20 protein-coding genes are annotated in these 20,149 nt (G+C 48.3%); 13 read left to right on the top strand and 7 right to left on the bottom strand.

All coding sequences use genetic code 11. From position 1 onward, the window contains the following. Positions 1-30: 30 nt before the first annotated feature. The 5 genes from racE to ABXS70_RS16240 all read left to right on the top strand — a co-directional run bounded on the left by racE (position 31) and on the right by ABXS70_RS16240 (position 3,463). Positions 31-843 (top strand): glutamate racemase, encoded by an 813-nt coding sequence (gene racE, locus ABXS70_RS16260; protein ID WP_342556290.1) that lies wholly within the window; start codon positions 31-33, stop codon positions 841-843. Positions 844-1,183: 340 nt separating this feature from the next. Further along, entirely contained in the window at positions 1,184-2,416 is a 1,233-nt protein-coding gene (locus ABXS70_RS16255) for a M14 family metallopeptidase (RefSeq protein ID WP_342556291.1), read from the top strand. A gap of 100 nt (positions 2,417-2,516) precedes the next feature. Then, positions 2,517-2,774, top strand: a complete 258-nt coding sequence (locus ABXS70_RS16250) for a hypothetical protein (RefSeq protein ID WP_342555269.1) — start codon at positions 2,517-2,519, stop codon at positions 2,772-2,774. A gap of 143 nt (positions 2,775-2,917) precedes the next feature. After that, entirely contained in the window at positions 2,918-3,220 is a 303-nt protein-coding gene (locus ABXS70_RS16245) for an iron-sulfur cluster assembly accessory protein (protein WP_342555270.1), read from the top strand. Positions 3,221-3,241: 21 nt separating this feature from the next. Then, a complete protein-coding gene (locus ABXS70_RS16240; RefSeq protein WP_342555271.1) occupies positions 3,242-3,463 on the top strand; it encodes a DUF1450 domain-containing protein in 222 nt (73 codons plus the stop codon). A 121-nt stretch (positions 3,464-3,584) separates the two neighbouring features. Here the strand turns inward: ABXS70_RS16240 and ABXS70_RS16235 are convergent, their stop codons facing one another. Further along, positions 3,585-4,031: a hypothetical protein gene (locus ABXS70_RS16235; protein ID WP_342555272.1), complete on the bottom strand. Its 447-nt coding sequence runs from the start codon at positions 4,029-4,031 to the stop codon at positions 3,585-3,587. Positions 4,032-4,183: 152 nt separating this feature from the next. Between ABXS70_RS16235 and ABXS70_RS16230 the strand changes: the two genes are divergently transcribed. The 3 genes from ABXS70_RS16230 to ABXS70_RS16220 all read left to right on the top strand — a co-directional run bounded on the left by ABXS70_RS16230 (position 4,184) and on the right by ABXS70_RS16220 (position 5,801). Then, positions 4,184-4,465 carry a hypothetical protein gene (locus tag ABXS70_RS16230; RefSeq protein ID WP_342555273.1) on the top strand — a complete coding sequence of 94 codons (282 nt, stop codon included), beginning with the start codon at positions 4,184-4,186 and terminating at the stop codon, positions 4,463-4,465. 184 nt (positions 4,466-4,649) lie between these two features. Beyond that, entirely contained in the window at positions 4,650-5,480 is an 831-nt protein-coding gene (locus ABXS70_RS16225) for an aldo/keto reductase (RefSeq protein ID WP_342555274.1), read from the top strand. Positions 5,481-5,582: 102 nt separating this feature from the next. Then, the gene (locus tag ABXS70_RS16220) at positions 5,583-5,801 is read left to right on the top strand and encodes a hypothetical protein (RefSeq protein WP_342555275.1); all 219 of its coding nucleotides are present in this window, start codon (positions 5,583-5,585) and stop codon (positions 5,799-5,801) included. Positions 5,802-6,053: 252 nt separating this feature from the next. On the opposite strand, the gene ABXS70_RS16215 is transcribed toward ABXS70_RS16220, so the two are convergent. From ABXS70_RS16215 to ABXS70_RS16200, 4 genes are all read right to left on the bottom strand, one after another. Next, positions 6,054-6,788, bottom strand: coding sequence for a DsbA family oxidoreductase (locus tag ABXS70_RS16215; RefSeq protein WP_342555276.1), 735 nt, complete (start codon positions 6,786-6,788; stop codon positions 6,054-6,056). A 78-nt stretch (positions 6,789-6,866) separates the two neighbouring features. Next, the gene (locus tag ABXS70_RS16210) at positions 6,867-7,298 is read right to left on the bottom strand and encodes a cytidine deaminase (protein WP_342555277.1); all 432 of its coding nucleotides are present in this window, start codon (positions 7,296-7,298) and stop codon (positions 6,867-6,869) included. A 56-nt stretch (positions 7,299-7,354) separates the two neighbouring features. Beyond that, positions 7,355-9,364, bottom strand: a complete 2,010-nt coding sequence (locus ABXS70_RS16205; RefSeq protein WP_366289165.1) for an LTA synthase family protein — start codon at positions 9,362-9,364, stop codon at positions 7,355-7,357. A gap of 249 nt (positions 9,365-9,613) precedes the next feature. After that, complete coding sequence (locus ABXS70_RS16200; protein ID WP_366289162.1) at positions 9,614-10,765, bottom strand: class I SAM-dependent RNA methyltransferase; 1,152 nt, start codon at positions 10,763-10,765, stop codon at positions 9,614-9,616. Between the two features lie 295 nt (positions 10,766-11,060). On the opposite strand from ABXS70_RS16200, the gene ABXS70_RS16195 reads away from it, so the two are divergent. Continuing rightward, a complete protein-coding gene (locus tag ABXS70_RS16195; protein WP_342555280.1) occupies positions 11,061-11,693 on the top strand; it encodes an O-methyltransferase in 633 nt (210 codons plus the stop codon). Between the two features lie 433 nt (positions 11,694-12,126). Here the strand turns inward: ABXS70_RS16195 and ABXS70_RS16190 are convergent, their stop codons facing one another. Further along, positions 12,127-13,335: an asparaginase gene (locus ABXS70_RS16190; protein WP_342555281.1), complete on the bottom strand. Its 1,209-nt coding sequence runs from the start codon at positions 13,333-13,335 to the stop codon at positions 12,127-12,129. A gap of 427 nt (positions 13,336-13,762) precedes the next feature. Here ABXS70_RS16190 and ABXS70_RS16185 point away from each other — a divergent pair, with 427 nt between their 5' ends. Further along, entirely contained in the window at positions 13,763-14,962 is a 1,200-nt protein-coding gene (locus ABXS70_RS16185) for a cytochrome P450 (protein ID WP_366289158.1), read from the top strand. 193 nt (positions 14,963-15,155) lie between these two features. Here ABXS70_RS16185 and ABXS70_RS16180 read toward each other — a convergent pair whose 3' ends face one another. Continuing rightward, positions 15,156-16,367, bottom strand: a complete 1,212-nt coding sequence (locus ABXS70_RS16180) for an MFS transporter (RefSeq protein WP_342555283.1) — start codon at positions 16,365-16,367, stop codon at positions 15,156-15,158. 202 nt (positions 16,368-16,569) lie between these two features. Between ABXS70_RS16180 and hemE the strand changes: the two genes are divergently transcribed. The 3 genes from hemE to hemY are packed head-to-tail and all read left to right on the top strand — an operon-like array spanning position 16,570 to position 20,001. After that, the gene (hemE, locus tag ABXS70_RS16175; protein ID WP_342555284.1) at positions 16,570-17,634 is read left to right on the top strand and encodes a uroporphyrinogen decarboxylase; all 1,065 of its coding nucleotides are present in this window, start codon (positions 16,570-16,572) and stop codon (positions 17,632-17,634) included. After that, positions 17,627-18,577, top strand: coding sequence for a ferrochelatase (gene hemH / locus ABXS70_RS16170; protein ID WP_342555285.1), 951 nt, complete (start codon positions 17,627-17,629; stop codon positions 18,575-18,577). The genes hemE and hemH overlap by 8 nt, the downstream gene beginning before the upstream one ends. Further along, the gene (hemY, locus tag ABXS70_RS16165; RefSeq protein WP_342555286.1) at positions 18,577-20,001 is read left to right on the top strand and encodes a protoporphyrinogen oxidase; all 1,425 of its coding nucleotides are present in this window, start codon (positions 18,577-18,579) and stop codon (positions 19,999-20,001) included. The genes hemH and hemY overlap by 1 nt, the downstream gene beginning before the upstream one ends. The last annotated feature ends 148 nt before the right edge of the window (positions 20,002-20,149 follow it).

Here is a 20,149-nt window from a genome sequence, read left to right as displayed (position 1 = left end):
GAATTTAATGAAGAAGGAAGCGGTGTGTTCGTGCAGCAAGCTATTGCTATATTAGACTCCGGTGTAGGGGGATTGACGGTTGCGAAGGAAGTGATGCGTCAGCTCCCGCGGGAAAAGATCATTTATTTTGGGGACACTGCCCGGACACCGTACGGACCCCGTTCGTCCGAACAAGTGAAACAATTTACGGAGCAAATCGTTGATTTTTTGATCCAGTTCAATCCGAAAGTGATCGTGATTGCCTGCAATACCGCGACAGCCGCTGCGCTGGAATATATTCGTGCCAAGGTGAATGTCCCTGTCATCGGTGTTATCCATCCGGGGGCAAGGGCAGCCATTATGGCGACGCGCACCGGCAGAATTGGTGTGATTGGCACGGTAGGCACGATTGGGAGTGGTGCTTATACGTCGGCGCTCAAGCAGCTGTCTCCATATGTGGATGTGGTCAGTCAGGCATGTCCTGCGCTTGTACCGCTGGTGGAGCAGGGGGAATTTCGGTCCGAACATACAACACATACGGTGGATCAGGCGCTGGGAGATATTAAAGGACAGCCTATTGACTGCCTGATTCTTGGATGCACGCATTATCCGTTTCTGATGGAGACGATTCAGGACGTGATGGGGCAGGACGTGAAGCTTATCAGCTCAGCCGATGAAACGGCGAGGGAAATCAGCACCATATTATATGATAAACGCAAGCTGGCAAGTGGGGATGAAACGCCTGTACATCAATTTTTCTGTACTGGTGATCCGCGTATGTTTCAAAATATTACGAAGCAGTGGTTGGGAGAACAAATCTCCAAAACACCTGTCGTCTGGCAGGTTACACAGTTACCGGAATAATCGTAAATAACGGCAGCTTGCTGCACCCTTAATAACAGTAATGACTGTTATGATGCAGTAATTCCTAAGATGTAGGTATTCTTATGCTAAAGTGATATGAATGTTATTTTCCCATTCGCATTGGTTTTCCCGGATCTGTACAGGTCCGGGTTTTTCTTATTTCCCCGATAGACGGTGCAGTTTGTGTTCTGTCTTGGCGATCAGACCATCGAAATAAAGAAGTCTGCGAACCATGTCACATGACGGACAACCGGGCCAGCATACGTATATTACAGACACGATCATCAGATGAGAACCGAGCGGGGAGATTAGGCTCTGTGGAAGGGAGAACAACATGGAACTGCAGTGGATTATCGTGAAAACAGGAGACACGCTGCCGCGGATTGCTTCGGCATATCGGATGACCAAAGAGCTTCTCTGTGCACTGAATCCGGAAGCCGCGGCACAACCATATCTGCTCAAGGGTCAGATGCTGCGTGTGATGCCGGGGACAGGACGAAGATATGCCGTGCCGCCGGGAGAGACGGTGCGGGAAACAGCGCAGCGTTTCGGTTTAACGGAAAACCAGCTTCGCGAGAAAAATCCCGAAATCGCCAAGATGACGGACTGGGGCGGCTGCTGCATTGATATTCCTGACGCTGACGTAAAATCGATGGTGAACATCGAAGGTGAATATGGATACCGTGAATTATTGAGGGATATACAGCGATTAGAAACGCGTTATTCTTGTGTTGAGTCGGGGTCCATTGGTACGAGTGTGATGGGGAAAACGCTGCCATACGTGCGGATTGGGCAGGGGGCACGGCATATTCACGTTAATGCATCGGTTCACGCGAATGAATGGCTTACCACTCCTGTTCTGATGAGATTTATTGAAGAATACGCCGAAGCGTATCACTCGCATTCGCTTTGGCACAATTTTGATCCGGAACGCTGGATGGAGGAGACGACCTTGTGGGCAGTGCCTATGGTGAATCCTGACGGTGTAGAGTTAGTCCAAGAAGGTGTAGTGAATCATCACATCTATGCTTCTCAATTGCTGGAGTGGAATGGCGGTCGTTCACACTTTACACACTGGAAAGCGAATATCAGAGGTGTTGACCTCAACGATCAATTTCCCGCGCATTGGGACGAAGAGGCAGCGCGCAGAGGAATTCTGTCACCCGGTCCGCGGGATTATGCCGGAACGGCTCCGCTGACGGAACCGGAGGCGCAGGCGCTGGCGAGTTGGACGCAGGAGCATGCTTTCGCCGCGGTTGTATCCCTACACAGCCAAGGTCAAGAAATCTATTGGAACTACCGGGACCTGGAGCCGAGAGAGAGTGCACCGTTGTCGCGCAAATTGGCCAAAGCGTCGGGATATAAAGCAGTGAAACTTGGGGGCAGTGATGCAGGGTATAAAGATTGGTTCATTGAAACGTTTGGCAGGCCGGGTTTCACCGTCGAGGTAGGTCTGGGAGTAAATCCGCTGCCCGTAGAGCAGTTTAATGATATCTGCGTAGAAGTGGGCATGCTGTTGGCAGCATTGTTATCTCATAAGGAACGTGAAGGTGGAGTTTCGGGCCAGGCGTGAAACGAATCTGGATTTCGGACGTATAACTGGAACGGGCGCTGGAGCGGCGCTCGTTTCGTATCATTTTAGGTCAAAGCTGAGTCTCAAGGGGGTTCATGTGATGAAATGGAGAAAACTGTTGTCGTTTCAGCGGTGGGCTCACGTGTTCAAGAGACTTCCACGTCTGCTTAAAGCCCCGCAGATTCCTATAGGAGAAAAACTGTTGTTCATTATTCCGGCACTGCTGTACTGGGTGCTTCCTGATGCGATGCCATTTATGCCTGTTGATGATATCGGGGTCACTCTGATTCTGATGAATTGGTTTGTCGGCCGAGCTGAACGCAAATATCCAGTGCTGACGGAAAAGGCCGGATCCTGAGGTCGTGTCGAAAATATGACTTCATGTCGTTTTCGCATCAATGTTATTGCGATTAGCTGCAACTTTCTTTACAATAGATGCTGAAGTCTAATTGAATGCTGAAATTGTTGGAACCAGCAATGACAATATAGGAGATGAATCGAATGAACTGCAAAATTACTCGTAATGCAGCGAAAGTGCTGAAGCTTGAACTGGACAAGCCGGAGAACGAAGGCAAAAAACTGCGTGTTGTGATTACCCATGCACATGGAGATCATGCCCACTACGGACTTGATCTGGATACACCTGGAGATAATGACACGGTTGTTTCTACGGATAAAGACATTGATGTCATTTTGGAAAACGGACAGCCTATGCTGGATGGCGTGAAAATTGATTACCTCTACTTGCCGCAAGAAGGATTTGTCATTACAAATCCCTCCAAAGGCAACCACGGCGACCACTAAGGGAGCGAAGAAGGGGAAATCATGGCTAACGATATCCGTGTATGCGAAAAATGTAATCATATCCGATTGAAGTCGATTGTGCCTAAGCTTGAGAAGATGGCTCCAGGCACAGAGGTGAAGATCGGTTGTAAATCTTACTGCGGCCCTTGTGCAAAGCGTGCTTTTGTTTTCGTTAACGGCCGCTATATCAGTGCACCTTCGGAAGAAGAAGTGCTGGCGAAGGTTTCGAAGTTTATCAAATAAACTTCAATTAAACAAATCAACAGGATTTGCTGGAATTACTGGAACTACAGCAGTAGGTGAAGTGTTCTTATCGGGCGAAGGAGGGGCTTAGGCCGCTCTTTTTGCGTTGTGCTTCTATTTTTCAGCCTCTAATTTGATTGATATCTTCATCCGAATGGAGCAAGTAGATTTGGAAAGTGTTCTCTCGGATTTCGATGGCAATCTTGACGTCACCTTTGTTCAGCATATGCACATGGCCCATTCGTTCTTCATTCTGTTCTACCCAACCGGAGTCATGCAGCTTTTGAAAATAATCAACGGGCGGATAGAGTCCCTGTTCACCACCGATATGTTTTAATTCATAGGTTTCGCTAAAGGCGAGTGTGGGGTGATCGGAGTATGCTTTGGATTCAATGAGTTCGGCGTTGGCGGGGACGGGAATATCTTGGTACAGAGCGGATGAGGTATACCCTGTAATCGCGTATGTGGAGTTTGAGGGGCGCAGTGCCCAGAATATGAAAAATGAGAGCAGTACAATGAACAGAACTGACACGGTTATCAAGCTCAGACGAACTCCCTTTGTGGTCATGGCGGCATTCCTCCTTTTATTAAACCCATCACTGTTGTTAACGTATTGGCAGTGAAGAAAGTTTGAACAAATTTTCAAAAATAGAATAAGGCTGACTTGTAGAACCCATGCTAACAAGGTAACAGGAATATGATTCCGAGGAGGAATAACTCATGCCAAAGCGTTATGATTCCAGTTTGCAAGCAGGTACAACTGTATCTCAGGCGCAAAATGCGGTGAACAAGCTCCATTATGCTGTTTCCCAGGCGATGTCTCATCCGAATCTGCAGACCATTGTACAGGCAGAACAGCGGCTCGCACATACCGAGCAGGCTATGAAGCAGGCAGAGCTGTCTTTGGGAGGCCAGGGTTTTGAACTGGCACAGGAAATGTTCATTGAGGAGAAGAAGAGATTGAGTTCGGTCCAGAATCAGCACAGGCAGGGGAAGCGGTAAAGCGTTCCTGTTACACATGAACCTGCAGGCAGTGATTGCCTGCAGGTTTTTTGGTTTGTTTTCAAAGCGTCTGATGCGGTTCGATAGGAGTGAATGGGTAGATTTATACTTGAATCACGCTTTAAAATTTGTCAGAAGGTTAATAGACCAGTGAGCAGGCAAAAATCAATACGGGAGGTACAGGATGACAAAACATATTACCGATTGTACAATTCTGAACAACGGAGTGACGATGCCATGGCTTGGACTCGGGACTTATAAAGCGAAGGGGAAAGAAGTGCAGCAGGCGGTAGAGACTGCTTTGGAAGTAGGTTATCGAAGCATAGATACTGCGTCAATCTATGGAAATGAGGAGGAAGTTGGACAAGCGATTGCCAGCAGTGGTGTAGCTCGTAATGAATTGTTTGTAACGACGAAACTCTGGAATGATGATCAAGGTTATGATGCAGCACTTAGAGCTTTTGAAGCCAGTCAGAAGGCACTTGGTTTGAATGTTATCGATCTATACTTGATTCACTGGCCTGGCCGTGACCAATACAAAGAGACGTGGAGAGCGTTTGAACGACTTTATAGCGAGGGAAGTGTACGTGCGATCGGTGTGAGTAACTTTCAGGTGCACCATTTGCGCGATATTATAGATGAAGGCGGCACCGTGCCCGCGGTGAATCAGGTGGAGCTGCATCCAGGTCTGATTCAACAGGAGCTGCAGGATTTTTGCGGTGCACAGGGCATTCAGCTGGAGGCATGGAGCCCGATTATGAAAGGTAAGCTGAATCAGGATTCCACCCTGAAGGGTCTAGCCCAGAAGTATGGCAAAACGCCAGCACAGGTCATTCTGCGCTGGGATATCCAGAATCAGATTGTTACGATTCCGAAATCGGTAACTCCTGAACGAATTCGCGAAAATGCGGATATTTTTGATTTTGAGCTGACCCCGGACGAGTTGAGACAGATTGACGCGCTCGATGCAGACAAACGGACAGGGCCGCATCCGGACCAGTTATTTTGGGATTAAGAGGCGAAGCTATTTTCCGAATCCGATAAGTATTGACGTTGAGCGTTAGCGAAGGCTCCGGTGACGAATCGTTTTTAAGTAGGGACGTTGGCGAAGGCTCCAGTGACGAATCGTTCTTTCGATCGCTGTTGTCTTCGGATTTCCTCGATTGAAGTTCTTAGAGGTTTGAAATCCGAAGACAAAGGCGAACGCTCCGCTTCTGCAGAATCGATTTCGTCCCCTCCGCAGCAGCGTTTTATCGGAGAGGCACTTGGACAAAGAGCTTCGAAAGATGAGGGGCAGCAGCAAAACGGAGGGCTTCGCTTCTCCGTTTTGTTCTGATTTGGTGATTTTCCAAGTGCGAAGTGAGGATAACTTCTGCGGATGAATGTGACACGATAAAGCAAAAGTCATTAAAAAAGGTATCTGGAAGACAAGTCAAACGGAATGAAGGGTAACCTGAAGGCAATTAAAAGGTTATTGGAAGCAGCAGCTAAAGGAAAACAAAGAGATAGTTGAAATGATAATTGAAAACAAGAAAAAAGCAGAGGGTCATGGGCATCGCCATAATCCTCTGCTTTTTTGGAATTGTTGTTATTGCTTTGGTTTATTTTGCGGAACCTCGCAGCCTTCGTCTGTGCATATACCACTGTCATCAGCTTCTGTATCACTGGATTCAACGATGGTAAACGGAGAACGATCATCCCACGCTTTTTGCAGGGCGTCCAGAAACACATCGTCAGGCTGTGCGCCGGAAACAGCGAATTTGCGATCCAGTACGAAGAATGGCACGCCCCGGATTCCGAGCTGTGCACCTTCTGCCTGGTCAGCACGTACGTTCTCGGTGAATTGGTCACTGGACAGAACGGCAGCCGCGGCTTCACGATCCAGGCCAACTTCCTGCGCAAGATCAGCAAGTACTTGAGGGTCTCCTGCGTGCTTGCCCTCAATAAAAATGGCTTGGAACAAACGTTCACTGAGTTCAAGTGCTTTACCCTGAGTATCTGCCCAGTGAGTCAAACGGTGAGCGGCGAAGGAATTCGTAGGAATCATCGCATCAATGTTATATTCAAGTCCTGCCGTACGAGCATTGGCATTCATCTGTGCGTTCATGCCCCGAGCCTGTTCCTCGCTGATGTTGTACTTGGAAGAAAGATAGTCCGTATTGCTCTTACCGCTGTTTACTTCGGCATTGGGATCGAGCTCAAAGCTTTTGAACTGCAGCTGCACTTCGTCCCGGTGAGGGAATTTTTCCAATACATTTTCCAGACGGCGTTTGCCAATATAACAGAAGGGGCACATGTAGTCTGACCATACTTCAATATTCATTGGTTATAAAACCTCCATAAGTTCTAAATTGAAACTATTTTAGTTACAATTATAAAGCCACTTTCAAATAATCGCAAGTTAATCCTGTTGATCTCGATAAGCTTTGGACCAATGATCAGGCTGGAGTTCATTCAACGTTTTGAAAATAAGCTGTCCCGACGGGTCATATACCGCCGCTTTAACTTGCTCGCCCCAATAAAAGAGGCGCTCTTGACAGATTCCGCAAGGCGTGAGCACTTTAAATGCGGAGTTCTCATCATCACGTGCGATGCAGAGGGAGTGGGTTACGCGCTCGTTTAATTTATGCGCCTCCAGATAGGCCCCGGTCTCCATACATAGATGCACGGCGTCGTTAATGACCTCTGGAGCGACACTGATCAGCAGAGAACCGGCATCCGTGTAGACTGCACCGGCCCCGCCCCATCCTTGAGGGTAACGCTGTTTGACGAACGCGGCTGCAGCATCAAATAATTGTTGTTCTATTTCATGTGAATGGATACTGGATGACATGTTAAGATCTTCCCCTTTTTAATAAATGGTTTGTATGATGAGGCTTATGTTAATCGTCATTTGTCTTCCCGGAATTGACGAATCAAATCATAGGTAATCAGCGTATCGGAAACATGCAGGCGCTTCGAGGCCGTTTCGTAACCGGCTTTGCAGGCGTTTATTTCCGTCTTTTCGTGAGCAGACAGGTCATAACAAGTTCCGTTCGCGTAAATGTAATCATCCGACGGAATATAGAACATCCTTCCATCAGTGAATGATCCGTTACGCAGCACGACCATGCGCTCCAACCCACCATACACGTTGTTTCCCATATGATAGTAGGAGTCATCCGATATCCCCAGCAAATGCAGCACCGACGGTGTAATATCCAGCTGCCCGGATGGTTTTTCAAATACGCCTGCTTCAGCTCCGTCTGGTAAATGTACCAGCAGTGGGACTTCATTCATGATTTGTGCCATATCCAGATCGTTCAGGGAACGGCCGAGAAATTTTTCATATAGGGGTTGGTCTTTAATGGAGCTGTCATGGTCCCCATAGAACATAAAGATGGTGTTTTCCCATAATCCCCGATTTTTTAAATCCTCCACCATACCGCCCAGTGCGGCATCTACATAATGAACAGACTGCAGGTAGTTTCCGAACATCGTACCTTGAAACTCACCCACATCCAGCTGTTGCTTGTCTTTAGGCAGAGAGTAGGGGTGATGGCTGCTGAGAGTGATAAGGAATGAATAAAAAGGCTCCTTCGCCTCACTGCTCATTTTCTCGACGGACTGCCGGAAAAAGGATGCATCAGACAAAGACCAACCAAGCGGGTCATCCTCTACAAAATCGTTTTTACTGTAGAACTTGTCATATTTCATATTCTGATACATTGTATACCGGTTCCAGAAGCCGCTCTCGTAGGCGTGAAATACGTTGGTGCTGTAACCCTGATCCTTCAAAATGGAAGGCAGTGAGTCATATGTATGGTCCGCATAACGTACAAACGCCGATCCTGCAGAAAGAGGGTGAAGCGAGATATTGGCGCCAAAATCCGCATCGGATGTTCTGCCCTGCCCGGTCTGGTGATAGAAGTGGCTGTAATACTGGCTTTCCTTCATCAATTCGTTAAAATGCGGTGTAATATCCTGCCCACCAATGCTCTGTCCGATCATAAAATTCATAAAGGCTTCGCCCTGCACGATAATGACATTGCTGCCTTTGTATTTCCCATATAAGGCTTGATCGTGCTGTGCTGCATTCGACTGCTGTCGCTCTTCAAAATAAGCTTTAACCTGCTGTACATCGGCTGGATCGGCCACGGGGCCAGAACCGATATTGTCTTTAACATAAGAGTACACATCATAGCCGTGAAAAGCGAGCAGGCCGGTTACGTTGTACATGGATACATTCCACCAGTTGTTATCAAACAGACCTTTGGCCCAGGTTTTGCTGTAAAAATAGATCGGGCCCGCACCGATACCCAGTCCGAGAACAAGGGCTGTGACGCCTGCGAGCAGGCGGCGGCGAAGGCGTTTTTTACGATTGGAGGAAGAAACGGAGCTGTACCTTCCATAACTTCCGTTATACGTGCTTGTGTACATGCCTGATGTTTGACCCGAACGGTAACGTCTGCTGAACAGCATGATGGCTGCGAATGGAATTACGATCAGTAAATCGGCAAAAAACCAAAAATCACGTGCATAGATCAAGGAGGCAATGCTGTCACCAAGTGCGTCTACCTGTCCTGCCTGTAACAGCACCGGGACCGTAAGGAAATCTTGAAAGTAACGATAATAGACCATATCTGAATAGATGAGTGCAGTGAGGAACAGGTGAAGGATTGCAAGTGCTGCAATCATACCTCGGCGCGGCAGCCACCAGACCCAGAAGGACAAGAGCAGCAGTGAGCCCACAGCAATGACTTTGTCGAGTAGGCCCATTGTAATGTTGTACGCATGCAGATTATGATGCAGCAGCATTAGTTTGAGCAGAATAAGTATGGTGAAAATGATATAGAGCATCAGTGGATGATGCAGAAGCCCGCGTGTTCTGGAGCTGCGCATAGGCTGAGTAACAACCATGGAGATTCCCCCTTACTTCGTAATGTAATAATAAAATCGACTGAAAATGTTTTGTTAACGGCATGTAAAACAGGGCTTCATATATTATAGCGTGACCGCTTGGCATTTCAACTATGCTCATCATGTCATTCTGTCTACTAAAATCTGTGTTCATAGAGATAAGCTGCGCTGCATAAAAATTGACGATCTCAAATAAAACCAAAAAACGCTCCACCATAAAGGTCAGAGCGTTTCTTTCCCATAAGTCTATTAAGCTTGCGGTGTTTTGCTGCGCGGAGGCAGCGGCCCTAAGTATTGATAATACTGAGTTTCAATCCGTCCGTTGAACAGCTTGCGGCGCTTGTCCGCTTTATGCCCGAAATACTCTTCAAATGCTTTGGTAGAAGTGATTGCAAAAAACGACCATGTCGGCATTTCCAGATAAGAGCGTCCGAGGGAACGGAGCAGCTTCTGCACTTCTTTTTCTTCACTCAGGCGCTCGCCGTACGGCGGATTGGTAATAATAACGCCATACTCCCCTTGGGGTCTGGCCCGGTGGGCTGGCAGTACGCTGACTTCAATATCTTTGGCGAAGCCTGCACTTTTGATTGCTGCCTGCGCAACTTCAATCGCTTCGGGATCGATGTCACTGCCCGAAATCTGCAGCGGCACATCGTCACGTACAGCATCGAATGCTTCCTCGCGCGCTTGTTCCCACAGCTCGGTAGGGATCACATCCCAATTCTCGGAGTTAAACGTGCGGCGAAGCCCCGGCGCGATATTCCAGCCGATCATGGCTGCTTCAATCAGCATGGTGCCTGAACCGCAGCAGGGATCGTAGAACGGGCGGGATACATTCCAGCGGCTGAGCTGAATCAGGGCAGCTGCCAGTGTTTCTTTGAGCGGCGCCTCGGTAACGAGTTTGCGGTATCCGCGTTTGTGAAGCCCTGGTCCTGTCGTATCGAGTGTAATGAGCGCGCGGTCATTCAAAAGAATGACTTCGACGACATAACGTGCACCGTTTTCGGGGAACCATTCGGTGTGGTGTGTCAGCTTCAGCTTTTCGACAATCGCCTTTTTGACGATCCCTTGAGATGCAGGCACGCTGCTGAGCTGGGACTTCTGGGAACGGCCTTCTACAGGAAATTCACCGTCTGCAGGAATCCACTCTTCCCAAGGCAGTGCTTTGGTGCCTTCAAACAATTCATCAAAGGTGGTTGCAGGGAACTCGCCCATATTAACCAGCACGCGGTCAGAACTTCTCAGCCACAGGTTACAGCGGCAAATGTCAATATAATCTCCTGTGAAAAATACCCGGCCGTTATCGACCTTGACGTCGTCATACCCCAGCTGTTTCAGTTCCCGGGCAACAACGGCCTCAAGTCCCATCGCAGAGGTTGCAATCAATTGCAATCGAGCCATGTGAATACATTCAACTCCATTTCGGGCTGCAGCGGGATCTCCCTCTGACAGCGATATTGTAACGGTGCGGCCTTGCCGCATTCCGTGAAAAAACTTACAATGAGTAATGCGGTCTATACTGCAAAGAATTCAATGCAGGGAATACAGTATTCATTGCTGCTTTGTGTTGGATAACAAACATTCATTATAAAACATTGGCATCCATAAGAAAAGCGATCCAGGAGCATTTATGCGGAAAGCTGTCTAAAAGCATTTCTATGGAACGCAGTCCAAGTGTGCAAGGAGGAACTACGTGGTGAATCTCACCCCTGACGAATATGTAAATCAATTGTTTCAAGAGGATGAGCTCTTGTTAAAAGTAAAAGAAGCCATTCGAGCGAACGGAATGCCTGAGGTTTCAGTGGCGGCGGCATACGGCCGTCTGCTGACCTTCCTCGCCAAAACCTCGAAGGCTGAGGCGGTGCTCGAAATCGGTGTGCTTGGCGGATACAGCGGCATCTGCCTGGCCCGTGGTTTAAGCGAAGGGGGAACGTTGACTTCCCTTGAATTGAAAGAAGAGTACGCAGCAATGGCTCGCGGACATCTGGAGGAAGGTGGCTTTGGCAGCCAAGTGCAGTACCGGATCGGACCTGCAGCAGACAGCCTTGAGCAGCTGGCGCAGGAAGGGCGGACCTTCGATTTCTTCTTTATTGACGCAGATAAAGAAAATTATCCAGTCTATTTGGATTATGCAATTCGCCTTGCGCGTCCAGGGGCAGTCATTGTAGGAGACAACTGTTTTCTGCGAGGGCGTACGCTTAACCCGGACAAGCAGGGTCCAGCCGTGCTTGCTGTTCGTCGTTTCAATGAACAGATGGCGAGTGACCCGCGTCTCATCACGACCATGCTGCCGGACTATGACGGACTTGCACTCGCTTGGGTGAAATAAGTAATAAGAATGTGAAAACTTCGCAGGAGTCTGATTTGCCGATCTTTTTTTGGAAGGCGATGAGACGCTGAGCGAAGTTTTTTTAATCGACTTGATTTTCCTGAAAATTTGACCTCTTAAACAACGGGGAGTGATACATGAAATATTACGTTTTATAACTTATAATTTTAATATATGGAGGTGCTGCTTTGAGATCATTCTTTGTATTTGTTTCTCTGCTGCTCATGTTGGGTTTTGCATTTCATTTTCTGAATGTTTACACTCCGATTTTAATTATGCCGGTGTATATCGTATTAGTTACCTTTCTGTTTTGTTTGATTGTCTATTCATTGATTAAATATTTTAAATTGAATTTGAAAAAGAGATGAACCCTTTCTTGGTGGAAAAGGTTCATCTCTTTGTTTATAAAGCGGATTTAACAATAAATAAGTGCTTATACCTCTGGTGTGCCATAGGTCTCAAACCATTGTTTGATCGTATTAAAATCACTACTGAAGGATAATCCGAGCATTAATAGAATGCGTGCTTGCTGCGGACTGAGGTTATCCCCGGCAATGATGCCCTTACCCCCGCCATATACACTCCCAGAACCTGTCCGGGTTGTCGTTACGAAAATAACGCCTTCTTCAATCGCTTTAGTACGGGCTTGACCCATCGCTCTGGAGATGCCGCCTGCGCCTGTGCCGGAGGTGACGATCCCCTTCACTCCGTTTTTCACAAAGCCTTCAATCGCTCCGCCACCTGCTTCTTGGTAGGAGATTACAATCTCTACTTTCGCCAAGTCGGTTTTGGAGATTTTGCCAAGATCGAATGCAGGTTTCATTGTACCGCCGGGTTTCATGGCGCGTGCAGGGGCGCGGTAGATCCGGATGTTTTCTTCGTCGATATAACCGACAGCACCGAGCATAGGCGTTTCAAAGGTGTCCGTTCGGTAATCATTCGTTTTCGTTACACCTCGAGCGAGCTGGATTGTATCATTGAGCATCAATACGGTACCGAATGATTTAGTCCGGCCGCTGCCTGCCAGTTTGATGGCGTTGTACAGATTGGCCTGAGCATCGGAACCGATTACCGTCCATGGCCGCATTGAGCCTGTGATGACAACAGGTTTATCGCTTTGAACCGTCAAGTCGAGGAAATAGGCAATCTCCTCCATCGTGTCAGTACCTGTCGTTACCACGACACTGTCATACTGGGCGAGCGCTTGATCTACCGTTCGAGATAGGTCGTAGAGGTCGGCCATCGTATAGGAGCCTGATCCGGAATTGCCGAACTGCAGTGTGCTTACATCTGCAATTTTTTGCTTGTCCGGTAAATCTTTAACCATGTCAGCAATGAGCAGCGTGCCTGCCTTGTAATTTTGGAAGCTGGTAGCATCCTCGGATTGCCCGGCAATCGTTCCGCCCGTACCAATGACAAGTACATTAGGAAGGGAGGAAAGTTTGGAAGTTTCCGGTAAGGGAGGGATCGCTGTGTTCCGTGCAGGCGTGGTGGGTGCGTTCTGAACAGCGCCTGTAGTGCCTTTCACCTCTACGGCTGCGGCTTGAGCGGTATAGGTTCCGATAGGTGAGAGAGAGAGTGTGAGTGCGAGTGCTGCCGTGCTCCAAACGGCCCAAGGACGAAGGTTAGATAGTTTTGTCATGCTGACACGCTCCTTCAAGTGAGTTTTGTGTGAGGTAATCTCTTTTTTATGTATGTAGATTGAAATGAGTGTATTATATGTTAGATAACTTTACAAATTTAAATTTTAATAGAAATAGCGGTTACATTCGAAGTTTTACAGAGAAAAAACGCTGTTTTATAAGAAATTTGAGAGATCTTTTTAGAAAAATCCGTTTGTTTTGGAGAGGTATACAAAAGGTTAATATTGTTTTAATACTCTAAAATCATTTTTTGTGTCATTAAATATAACATTTATGTTTATTCGACAAATTCAGGGTAGTTTGGAGCAGAGGTTGGGCCATGGGACTTATTTATGCTGTTTTTATTGGAATTACAATCCAGTTGTGTATATAATGAAGAAGAACTTATATGTAAAAAAATATATATTATTGATTGGAGGAAGCACGATGAAACAAGCACCCCGAAAGTACGCCAATTATATTCCAATTCGGGAACTGCACAGCAAGGAGCGGCAATTATCTCCCTTCCAGGTGTATGCAGAACTTCGTGAGAACACTCCAGTCCGATATGACGAGCACCGCGAATGCTGGGATGTGTTTCGGTATGAAGATGTGCAGTATGTGTTGAAAAATCCCAAGCTGTTCTCATCCGAGCGCAACCGGGCGAACACCAGCATTCTAACGACAGATCCTCCAAAGCACAAGCAGCTCCGCGATCTGGTCAATCAGGCGTTTACTCCCAAAGCTATTGAAGCTTTGGCGCCGCGCATTCAGCAAATTACCGATGAACTGCTGGCTGATCACCTATCAAGTTCAAGGATGAATCTGATTGATGACCTCGCAGCTCCGCTGCCTGTCATTGTTATTGCCGAACTGATTGGGGTTCCCGCTGCAGACCGCCGAGATTTCAAGCTTTGGTCTGATGTACTGGTGAAAGGCGCACGCGATGATAGCGAAGAGGCCTTTCAGGAGATGGCCAGAGAGAAGCAGCAGAACATACAGGAGTTATATGCCTATTTTACAGATATCATGGAACAGCGCCGGGTAGAGCCGCAGGATGATCTGATCTCCCTGCTGCTGGCAGCCGAGATCGAGGGGCAGAAGTTAACAGAAGAAGAAGTAATTAATTTCTGTATTCTCCTGCTGGTTGCGGGAAACGAAACCACAACCAATCTGATCGCCAATGCAGTGCGTGTCCTCTCTGAACAACCTGAATTGCAAAAGGAGCTGCGGGAGCACCCGGATCGCGTGGCTGGCGCCGTAGAAGAAACATTGAGGTATTATCCGCCAATTGTAGCGATTGGGCGTGTGGCACGGGAAACGGTGGAACTGCACGGACAAACGATTCAGGCGGGAGATCAGGTTATATCCTGGGTTGGGGCAGCGAATCGTGACCCTGCACAGTTTGACCAGGCTGATACGTTTGTGCCGGAACGCAAACCGAATCGACATATGGGATTCGGGTTTGGCATCCATTTCTGTCTCGGTGCACCATTGGCTCGTCTGGAAGCAAGAGCTGCCCTGCACACGCTTCTTCAACGTATGGAACATATACAGCTGGTTCCCGAAACCGGTTTGGAGCCGATTCAAAGCGCTTTTGTTTTTGGAGTGAAGGAATACCCGATACAGTTTCGCGAACGACATTAGAGGCGGCTCCGTTTCCCGTTTCCCGATGCTGTATTTTGTTTCATGAAATAAATATCGAAGCTTATGTATAAGAAAAGCCGCTTCAACCCCGGATGGGGCTGAGCGGCTTTTGCTGCGTATCATGCCTTTATTGCATCTTTATTTGAATCCTTACACTTTCCTGCAGTGTCTCTTGATCAGACAAATGTCAGCCTCATGGTTCTCCTGCACGAACGGGTTTTTTGTACAGCTTGAATCGAACCCAAACCATATTCAGCAGCAGTAATCCGCCCGAAACGATAAACAGTCCCTCAATGCCGATGAACCCGGCCATGAAGCCGCCGATGACTGCGCCGAGCATGTTGCCGAGCGCCAGTGTGCTTGTGTTAAAGCTGAAGGCCCGGCTGATCATGCTATCAGGTGTATAACCGCGAATCAAAGCATTCACACTCGGGAGCAGTCCGCCCATAAATACTCCCATGACAAAACGGACGAGAATGAGCTGCCATACGGTTTGAACAAAAGCCTGCGGTATAAGCATAATTCCGGTTCCGATCAGGGAAAAGGTCAGCACTCTGTGTGAGCCGATCCGATCGCTAAGTTTTCCAAGCACCGGCGACATCGCCATATTGGATAAACCTGTGACAGCGCCAACCATCCCCGCCCAGAAAGCGACATTTACTGCCGTCCCGTGCAGTTTCTGCACATAGAGAGGCAGGAGAGACATTGGGCTGATCATCGCAAACTGCAGCAGGAACGTCACAGCGAAGAGTGCGGGAAGCTGAGGTGATTTGCTGAGCTCCTTCAACCCCGACAAGACCGATTGATCCGGAAGTTTTGCGGCTTTTTGCCGGTCGAACTGCTCTCGAACCAAGAACATCGCCAGCATGGAAGCTGCAAAGATGAGTCCGCCTGTGATATAGAAAATGGGACGGAATCCTACGGCATCCGCAAGCAGTCCGCCAATGAGCGGCCCCAGAATGGTGCCTGCCACTTGACCGGACTGGCTGATTCCCATGGCAAAACCCATACGGTCCTTCGGTGTTGTGCCTGAGATCAGGGCGACGGCAGCCGGGTTAAAACCGGAGATGGTCCCGTTAAGCAGACGCAGCAGCAGCAGCTGCCAAGGGTTCTGTGCAAGACCCATCAGCGCAATGACAACAGCCATCCCGAACCCGGAGCGAAGCAGCATAATTTTTCGTCCGTATTTATCGGACAGCTTGCCCCAGAGCGGCTGAAATAAAAAAGAGGTAAGGAAATTGGCGGCAAAAATGAATCCGGCCCAAATGCCAATCTCATGTTCTCCCACAACACCCAGATCCCTGGCAAGAAATAGAGATAGAAACGGGGTAATCATGGTCATTCCCGCGTTGACCAGAAACTGTCCGAACCAAAGCACAATGAGGTTGACTTTCCACGTTTTCAAAGTGCTTTCACTTCCTTTCGAAGATTTTCTGTAATTCTCAAAAAAGTCGATTCTTTCATTATATCACAAATGGCATATGGACGGAGGGTGTAACGAATGTCATAGTATTGTCACTTGGAACACATCTCCATAAGGTTGTTACGGCTGTTTAAAAAGGGCATAATGGTAGTTATGAGTCCAAAAACTATTGGAGGCTTCTTACATGAGCTATAACGATCGTCTGATTCGGGCAAGTTTTAAACAGCAGGTAGACCGTGTGCCGGTATGGTATATGCGCCAGGCTGGACGTTACGATCCCGAATACCGCAAAATTAAAGAAAAGTATTCCTTGCTTGAAATATGCCAGCAGCCTGAACTGGCGGCTGAAGTTACACTAATGCCTGTGCGCAAACTGGGTGTGGATGCGGCTATTTTGTATTCCGATATTATGAATCCGGTTGCTTCGCTGGGTATTGATTTTGACATTGTGAAAAATATAGGTCCGGTTATTGATAATCCGATACGTTCGGCAGCAGATGTGGAACGTCTTCGTCCCATTGACGTGGAGGGAGACCTTTCGCATATTTTGGAAACGATTCGTATTCTGGACAAAGAACTTGACGTGCCTCTGATTACATTTGCAGGTGCTCCGTTCACGATTGCGAGCTACCTCATTGAAGGTCAGCCTTCAAAAGGGTATATCCGGACTAAAACGATGATGTACAGTGAGCCGGAATTATGGCACAAACTGATGCAGAAGCTTGGTGATATGGTCATTACATATATCCGTGCCCATATCGCAAATGGCGGTAAGGCATTTCAACTGTTTGACAGCTGGGTGGGTGCTCTCTCTCCCAAAGACTTCAAAACGTATGTGCTGCCAACGATTACTCGTATCTTTACCGAATTGTCCGATTTGAATGTACCGAAAATATATTTCCCCGGCGTGGCTTCAGGTGAACTGCTGCCAACCCTGCAGGATCTGCAGGCGAATGTCATTGGGCTGGATTGGAGAGTTTCCATTTCAGAAGGACGCAGACGTCTGGGCGGTAAATTCGCCGTGCAGGGCAACCTTGATCCGTATATCCTGACTGGGCCAATGGATTTAATCAAAGAACAGGCAAAAGCGATTATTAATGATGGGATCAAGGAGCCGGGGTATATTTTCAATCTGGGACATGGCTTGTTCCCCGAAGCTTCTCTTGATAAATTAAAAGAGTTAACCGCTTATATTCATGAGTATTCAGCAGAAGCCTTGAAGACGGGAGTGACGGTAAGCAATGACTAATACTGTAGGTGTTTTGGTGATGTCGTATGGCACACCTGAGAATATGGAAAGTGTTGAAGCGTATTACACACATATCCGTAGAGGCCGTCCGCCGGAGCCTGAACAGCTAAAAGAGCTGACGGATCGGTACGAAGCGATTGTTGGCGGTGTTTTCCCGCTGCGGGAAAACACGGACAACCAGGTGAAAACTCTTCAGGAGACGCTGCAGCAGGATCAGCGCCGGAATGGCACTGAGTTCCGCTGTTACCAGGGATTGAAGCATGCATATCCTTTTATTGAGGATGGCGTGGAGCAGATGGCAAAGGACGGTATCCAGACCGCCATTGGCATAGTGCTTGCCCCCCATTTCTCAACGATGAGTGTGGGCAGTTACATCAAGCGTGCACGGGAGAAAGCCGAAGAACTTGGCATTCAGATGTCCTTTATCGAAAGCTATCATCTGCATCCGAAGCTGATTCAGGCTCTTTCTGCACGTGTGAGTGCGAAGCTGGACGCTTTCGAGGAAGCGGGAGCGAAACGCGGGGATGTGAAGGTGCTGTTCAGTGCTCACAGTCTGCCGGCACGCATTGTGGATATGGGTGACCCGTACCCGAACCAACTGCTGGAGACTTCTGAAGCTATCGCTTCGCGTGTAGGGATTACCAACTGGCAGTTTACTTGGCAGAGTGCGGGACGAACAGCTGAGCCGTGGCTCGGCCCGGATATTCTGGACACACTTCAGGAGCTTTCGCGTGAACAGGTGGAGGATGTACTCGTGGCACCGATCGGCTTTGTATCGGATCATCTGGAAGTGCTGTATGATCTCGACATTGAAGCCAAAGCGATCGCGAAAGAAATGGATATGCGTTTGATGCGTATCGACTCGCTTAATAGTGATCCTTTGTATATGGAGACGTTGAGTGACTCTATCATAAGCCAATGGCAGCAAGGGTCTGATAACTAATGGAAGACAAGAAACGCCGTATTGTTATTGTTGGCGGGGGCCTGACGGGCCTCAGCGCAGCATTTTATATTCGCAAACATTACAGGGAAGCTGGAGTTGAACCTGCAATCACGCTGCTTGAGAAAAGCTCGTCCATGGGCGGTATGATTGAAACGCTGCACCGGGACGGATTTGTAATCGAGAAGGGACCGGATTCCTTCCTTGCTCGCAAAACGGCGATGATTGACCTGGCGAAGGAACTGGAGATGGATCATGAACTGGTCAGCCAGAACCCGGAGTCCAAGAAAACATACATTATGCAGCGCGGCAAGCTTCACCCAATGCCAGCTGGTCTGGTGCTTGGTATTCCGACAGAGCTGAAGCCTTTTCTGAAAAGCGGGCTTGTCTCGCCGGCAGGCAAGCTGCGGGCGCTGATGGATTTTGTTATTCCGCCGAAGCGTACTACCGAGGATGAATCTCTTGGTTATATGATCGAGCGCAGGCTGGGCACAGAAGTGCTGGAGAATCTAACCGAACCGCTTCTTGCGGGTATTTATGCAGGAGATATGCGGAGACTTAGCCTGCAGGCGACCTTTCCGCAGTTTGGAGAGGTAGAGCGGGATTACGGCAGTCTGATCCGGGGCATGATGACTGGGCGCAAGCCAACCGAAACGCATACGGGGACCAAACGCAGCGCGTTTTTGAACTTCCGCCAGGGGCTGCAGAGTCTTGTGCATGCACTTGTTCACGAGCTGCATGATGTGGACCAGCGCCTGAATACGGCAGCCGTATCATTACAGCGTCTGAACTCTCAGGATGCGAGATATCATGTTGAACTCGATAACGGACAACTTTTGGAGGCAGATGACGTTGTAATCACCGTGCCGACCTATGTGGCTTCTGGGCTGTTAAAACCACATGTGGATACATCAGCGCTGGATGCAATCAATTATGTATCTGTTGCTAATGTCGTACTGGCTTTTGAGAAAAAAGAAGTGGAACATGTCTTCGACGGTTCAGGGTTCCTGGTGCCGCGAAAAGAAGGCCGCAACATTACGGCCTGCACGTGGACATCGACCAAATGGCTTCATACCAGCCCGGACGACAAAGTCCTGCTTCGCTGTTACGTTGGCCGTTCAGGGGATGAGCAGAATGTGGAGCTTCCCGATGAGGCGCTTACGGAGCTGGTGATGAAAGATCTGAGAGAAACGATGGGCATTCAAGCCGCACCGATTTTCTCCGAGATTACAAGATTGCGAAAATCAATGCCGCAGTATCCTGTCGGCCATCTGCAGCAGCTTGCCAACCTTCGCCAAGAGCTTGGAGATAAAATTCCGGGTGTTTACATCGCGGGAGCCGGATATGAAGGGGTAGGGCTGCCGGATTGTATCAGACAAGCAAAAGAAATGTCCGTGCAGGCCGCTGCGCAGCTCACCGCGAAGTGAATCATAGATCGTATATATTCGCCGTCTTCACTGTAGCAGGATGTACAGAAGAGACGGCTTCTTTTTTTGTGTTGAATGATGCGGCGGCTGTTTTTTTATCCTGATAAGCAGTTTAAAAGGAAAAGTGTACATCCAGAATATGCTTGAT

It is taken from the genome of Paenibacillus sp. AN1007 (genome assembly GCF_040702995.1).
Taxonomy (GTDB): Bacteria; Bacillota; Bacilli; order Paenibacillales; family Paenibacillaceae; genus Paenibacillus.
This window is presented reverse-complemented; position numbering and strand designations above follow the sequence as displayed.

Excerpts from the sequence above, each read along its gene's own strand:
- ABXS70_RS16250 (WP_342555269.1), top strand. The coding sequence starts at position 2,517 with ATGAAATGGAGAAAACTGTTGTCGTTTCAGCGGTGGGCTCACGTGTTC.
- ABXS70_RS16245 (WP_342555270.1), top strand. The coding sequence starts at position 2,918 with ATGAACTGCAAAATTACTCGTAATGCAGCGAAAGTGCTGAAGCTTGAA.
- ABXS70_RS16240 (WP_342555271.1), top strand. The coding sequence starts at position 3,242 with ATGGCTAACGATATCCGTGTATGCGAAAAATGTAATCATATCCGATTG.
- ABXS70_RS16235 (WP_342555272.1), bottom strand. The coding sequence starts at position 4,031 with ATGACCACAAAGGGAGTTCGTCTGAGCTTGATAACCGTGTCAGTTCTG.
- ABXS70_RS16230 (WP_342555273.1), top strand. The coding sequence starts at position 4,184 with ATGCCAAAGCGTTATGATTCCAGTTTGCAAGCAGGTACAACTGTATCT.
- ABXS70_RS16225 (WP_342555274.1), top strand. The coding sequence starts at position 4,650 with ATGACAAAACATATTACCGATTGTACAATTCTGAACAACGGAGTGACG.
- ABXS70_RS16215 (WP_342555276.1), bottom strand. The coding sequence starts at position 6,788 with ATGAATATTGAAGTATGGTCAGACTACATGTGCCCCTTCTGTTATATT.
- ABXS70_RS16210 (WP_342555277.1), bottom strand. The coding sequence starts at position 7,298 with ATGTCATCCAGTATCCATTCACATGAAATAGAACAACAATTATTTGAT.
- ABXS70_RS16205 (WP_366289165.1), bottom strand. The coding sequence starts at position 9,364 with ATGGTTGTTACTCAGCCTATGCGCAGCTCCAGAACACGCGGGCTTCTG.
- ABXS70_RS16200 (WP_366289162.1), bottom strand. The coding sequence starts at position 10,765 with ATGGCTCGATTGCAATTGATTGCAACCTCTGCGATGGGACTTGAGGCC.
- ABXS70_RS16190 (WP_342555281.1), bottom strand. The coding sequence starts at position 13,335 with ATGACAAAACTATCTAACCTTCGTCCTTGGGCCGTTTGGAGCACGGCA.
- ABXS70_RS16185 (WP_366289158.1), top strand. The coding sequence starts at position 13,763 with ATGAAACAAGCACCCCGAAAGTACGCCAATTATATTCCAATTCGGGAA.
- hemE (WP_342555284.1), top strand. The coding sequence starts at position 16,570 with ATGAGCTATAACGATCGTCTGATTCGGGCAAGTTTTAAACAGCAGGTA.
- hemH (WP_342555285.1), top strand. The coding sequence starts at position 17,627 with ATGACTAATACTGTAGGTGTTTTGGTGATGTCGTATGGCACACCTGAG.
- hemY (WP_342555286.1), top strand. The coding sequence starts at position 18,577 with ATGGAAGACAAGAAACGCCGTATTGTTATTGTTGGCGGGGGCCTGACG.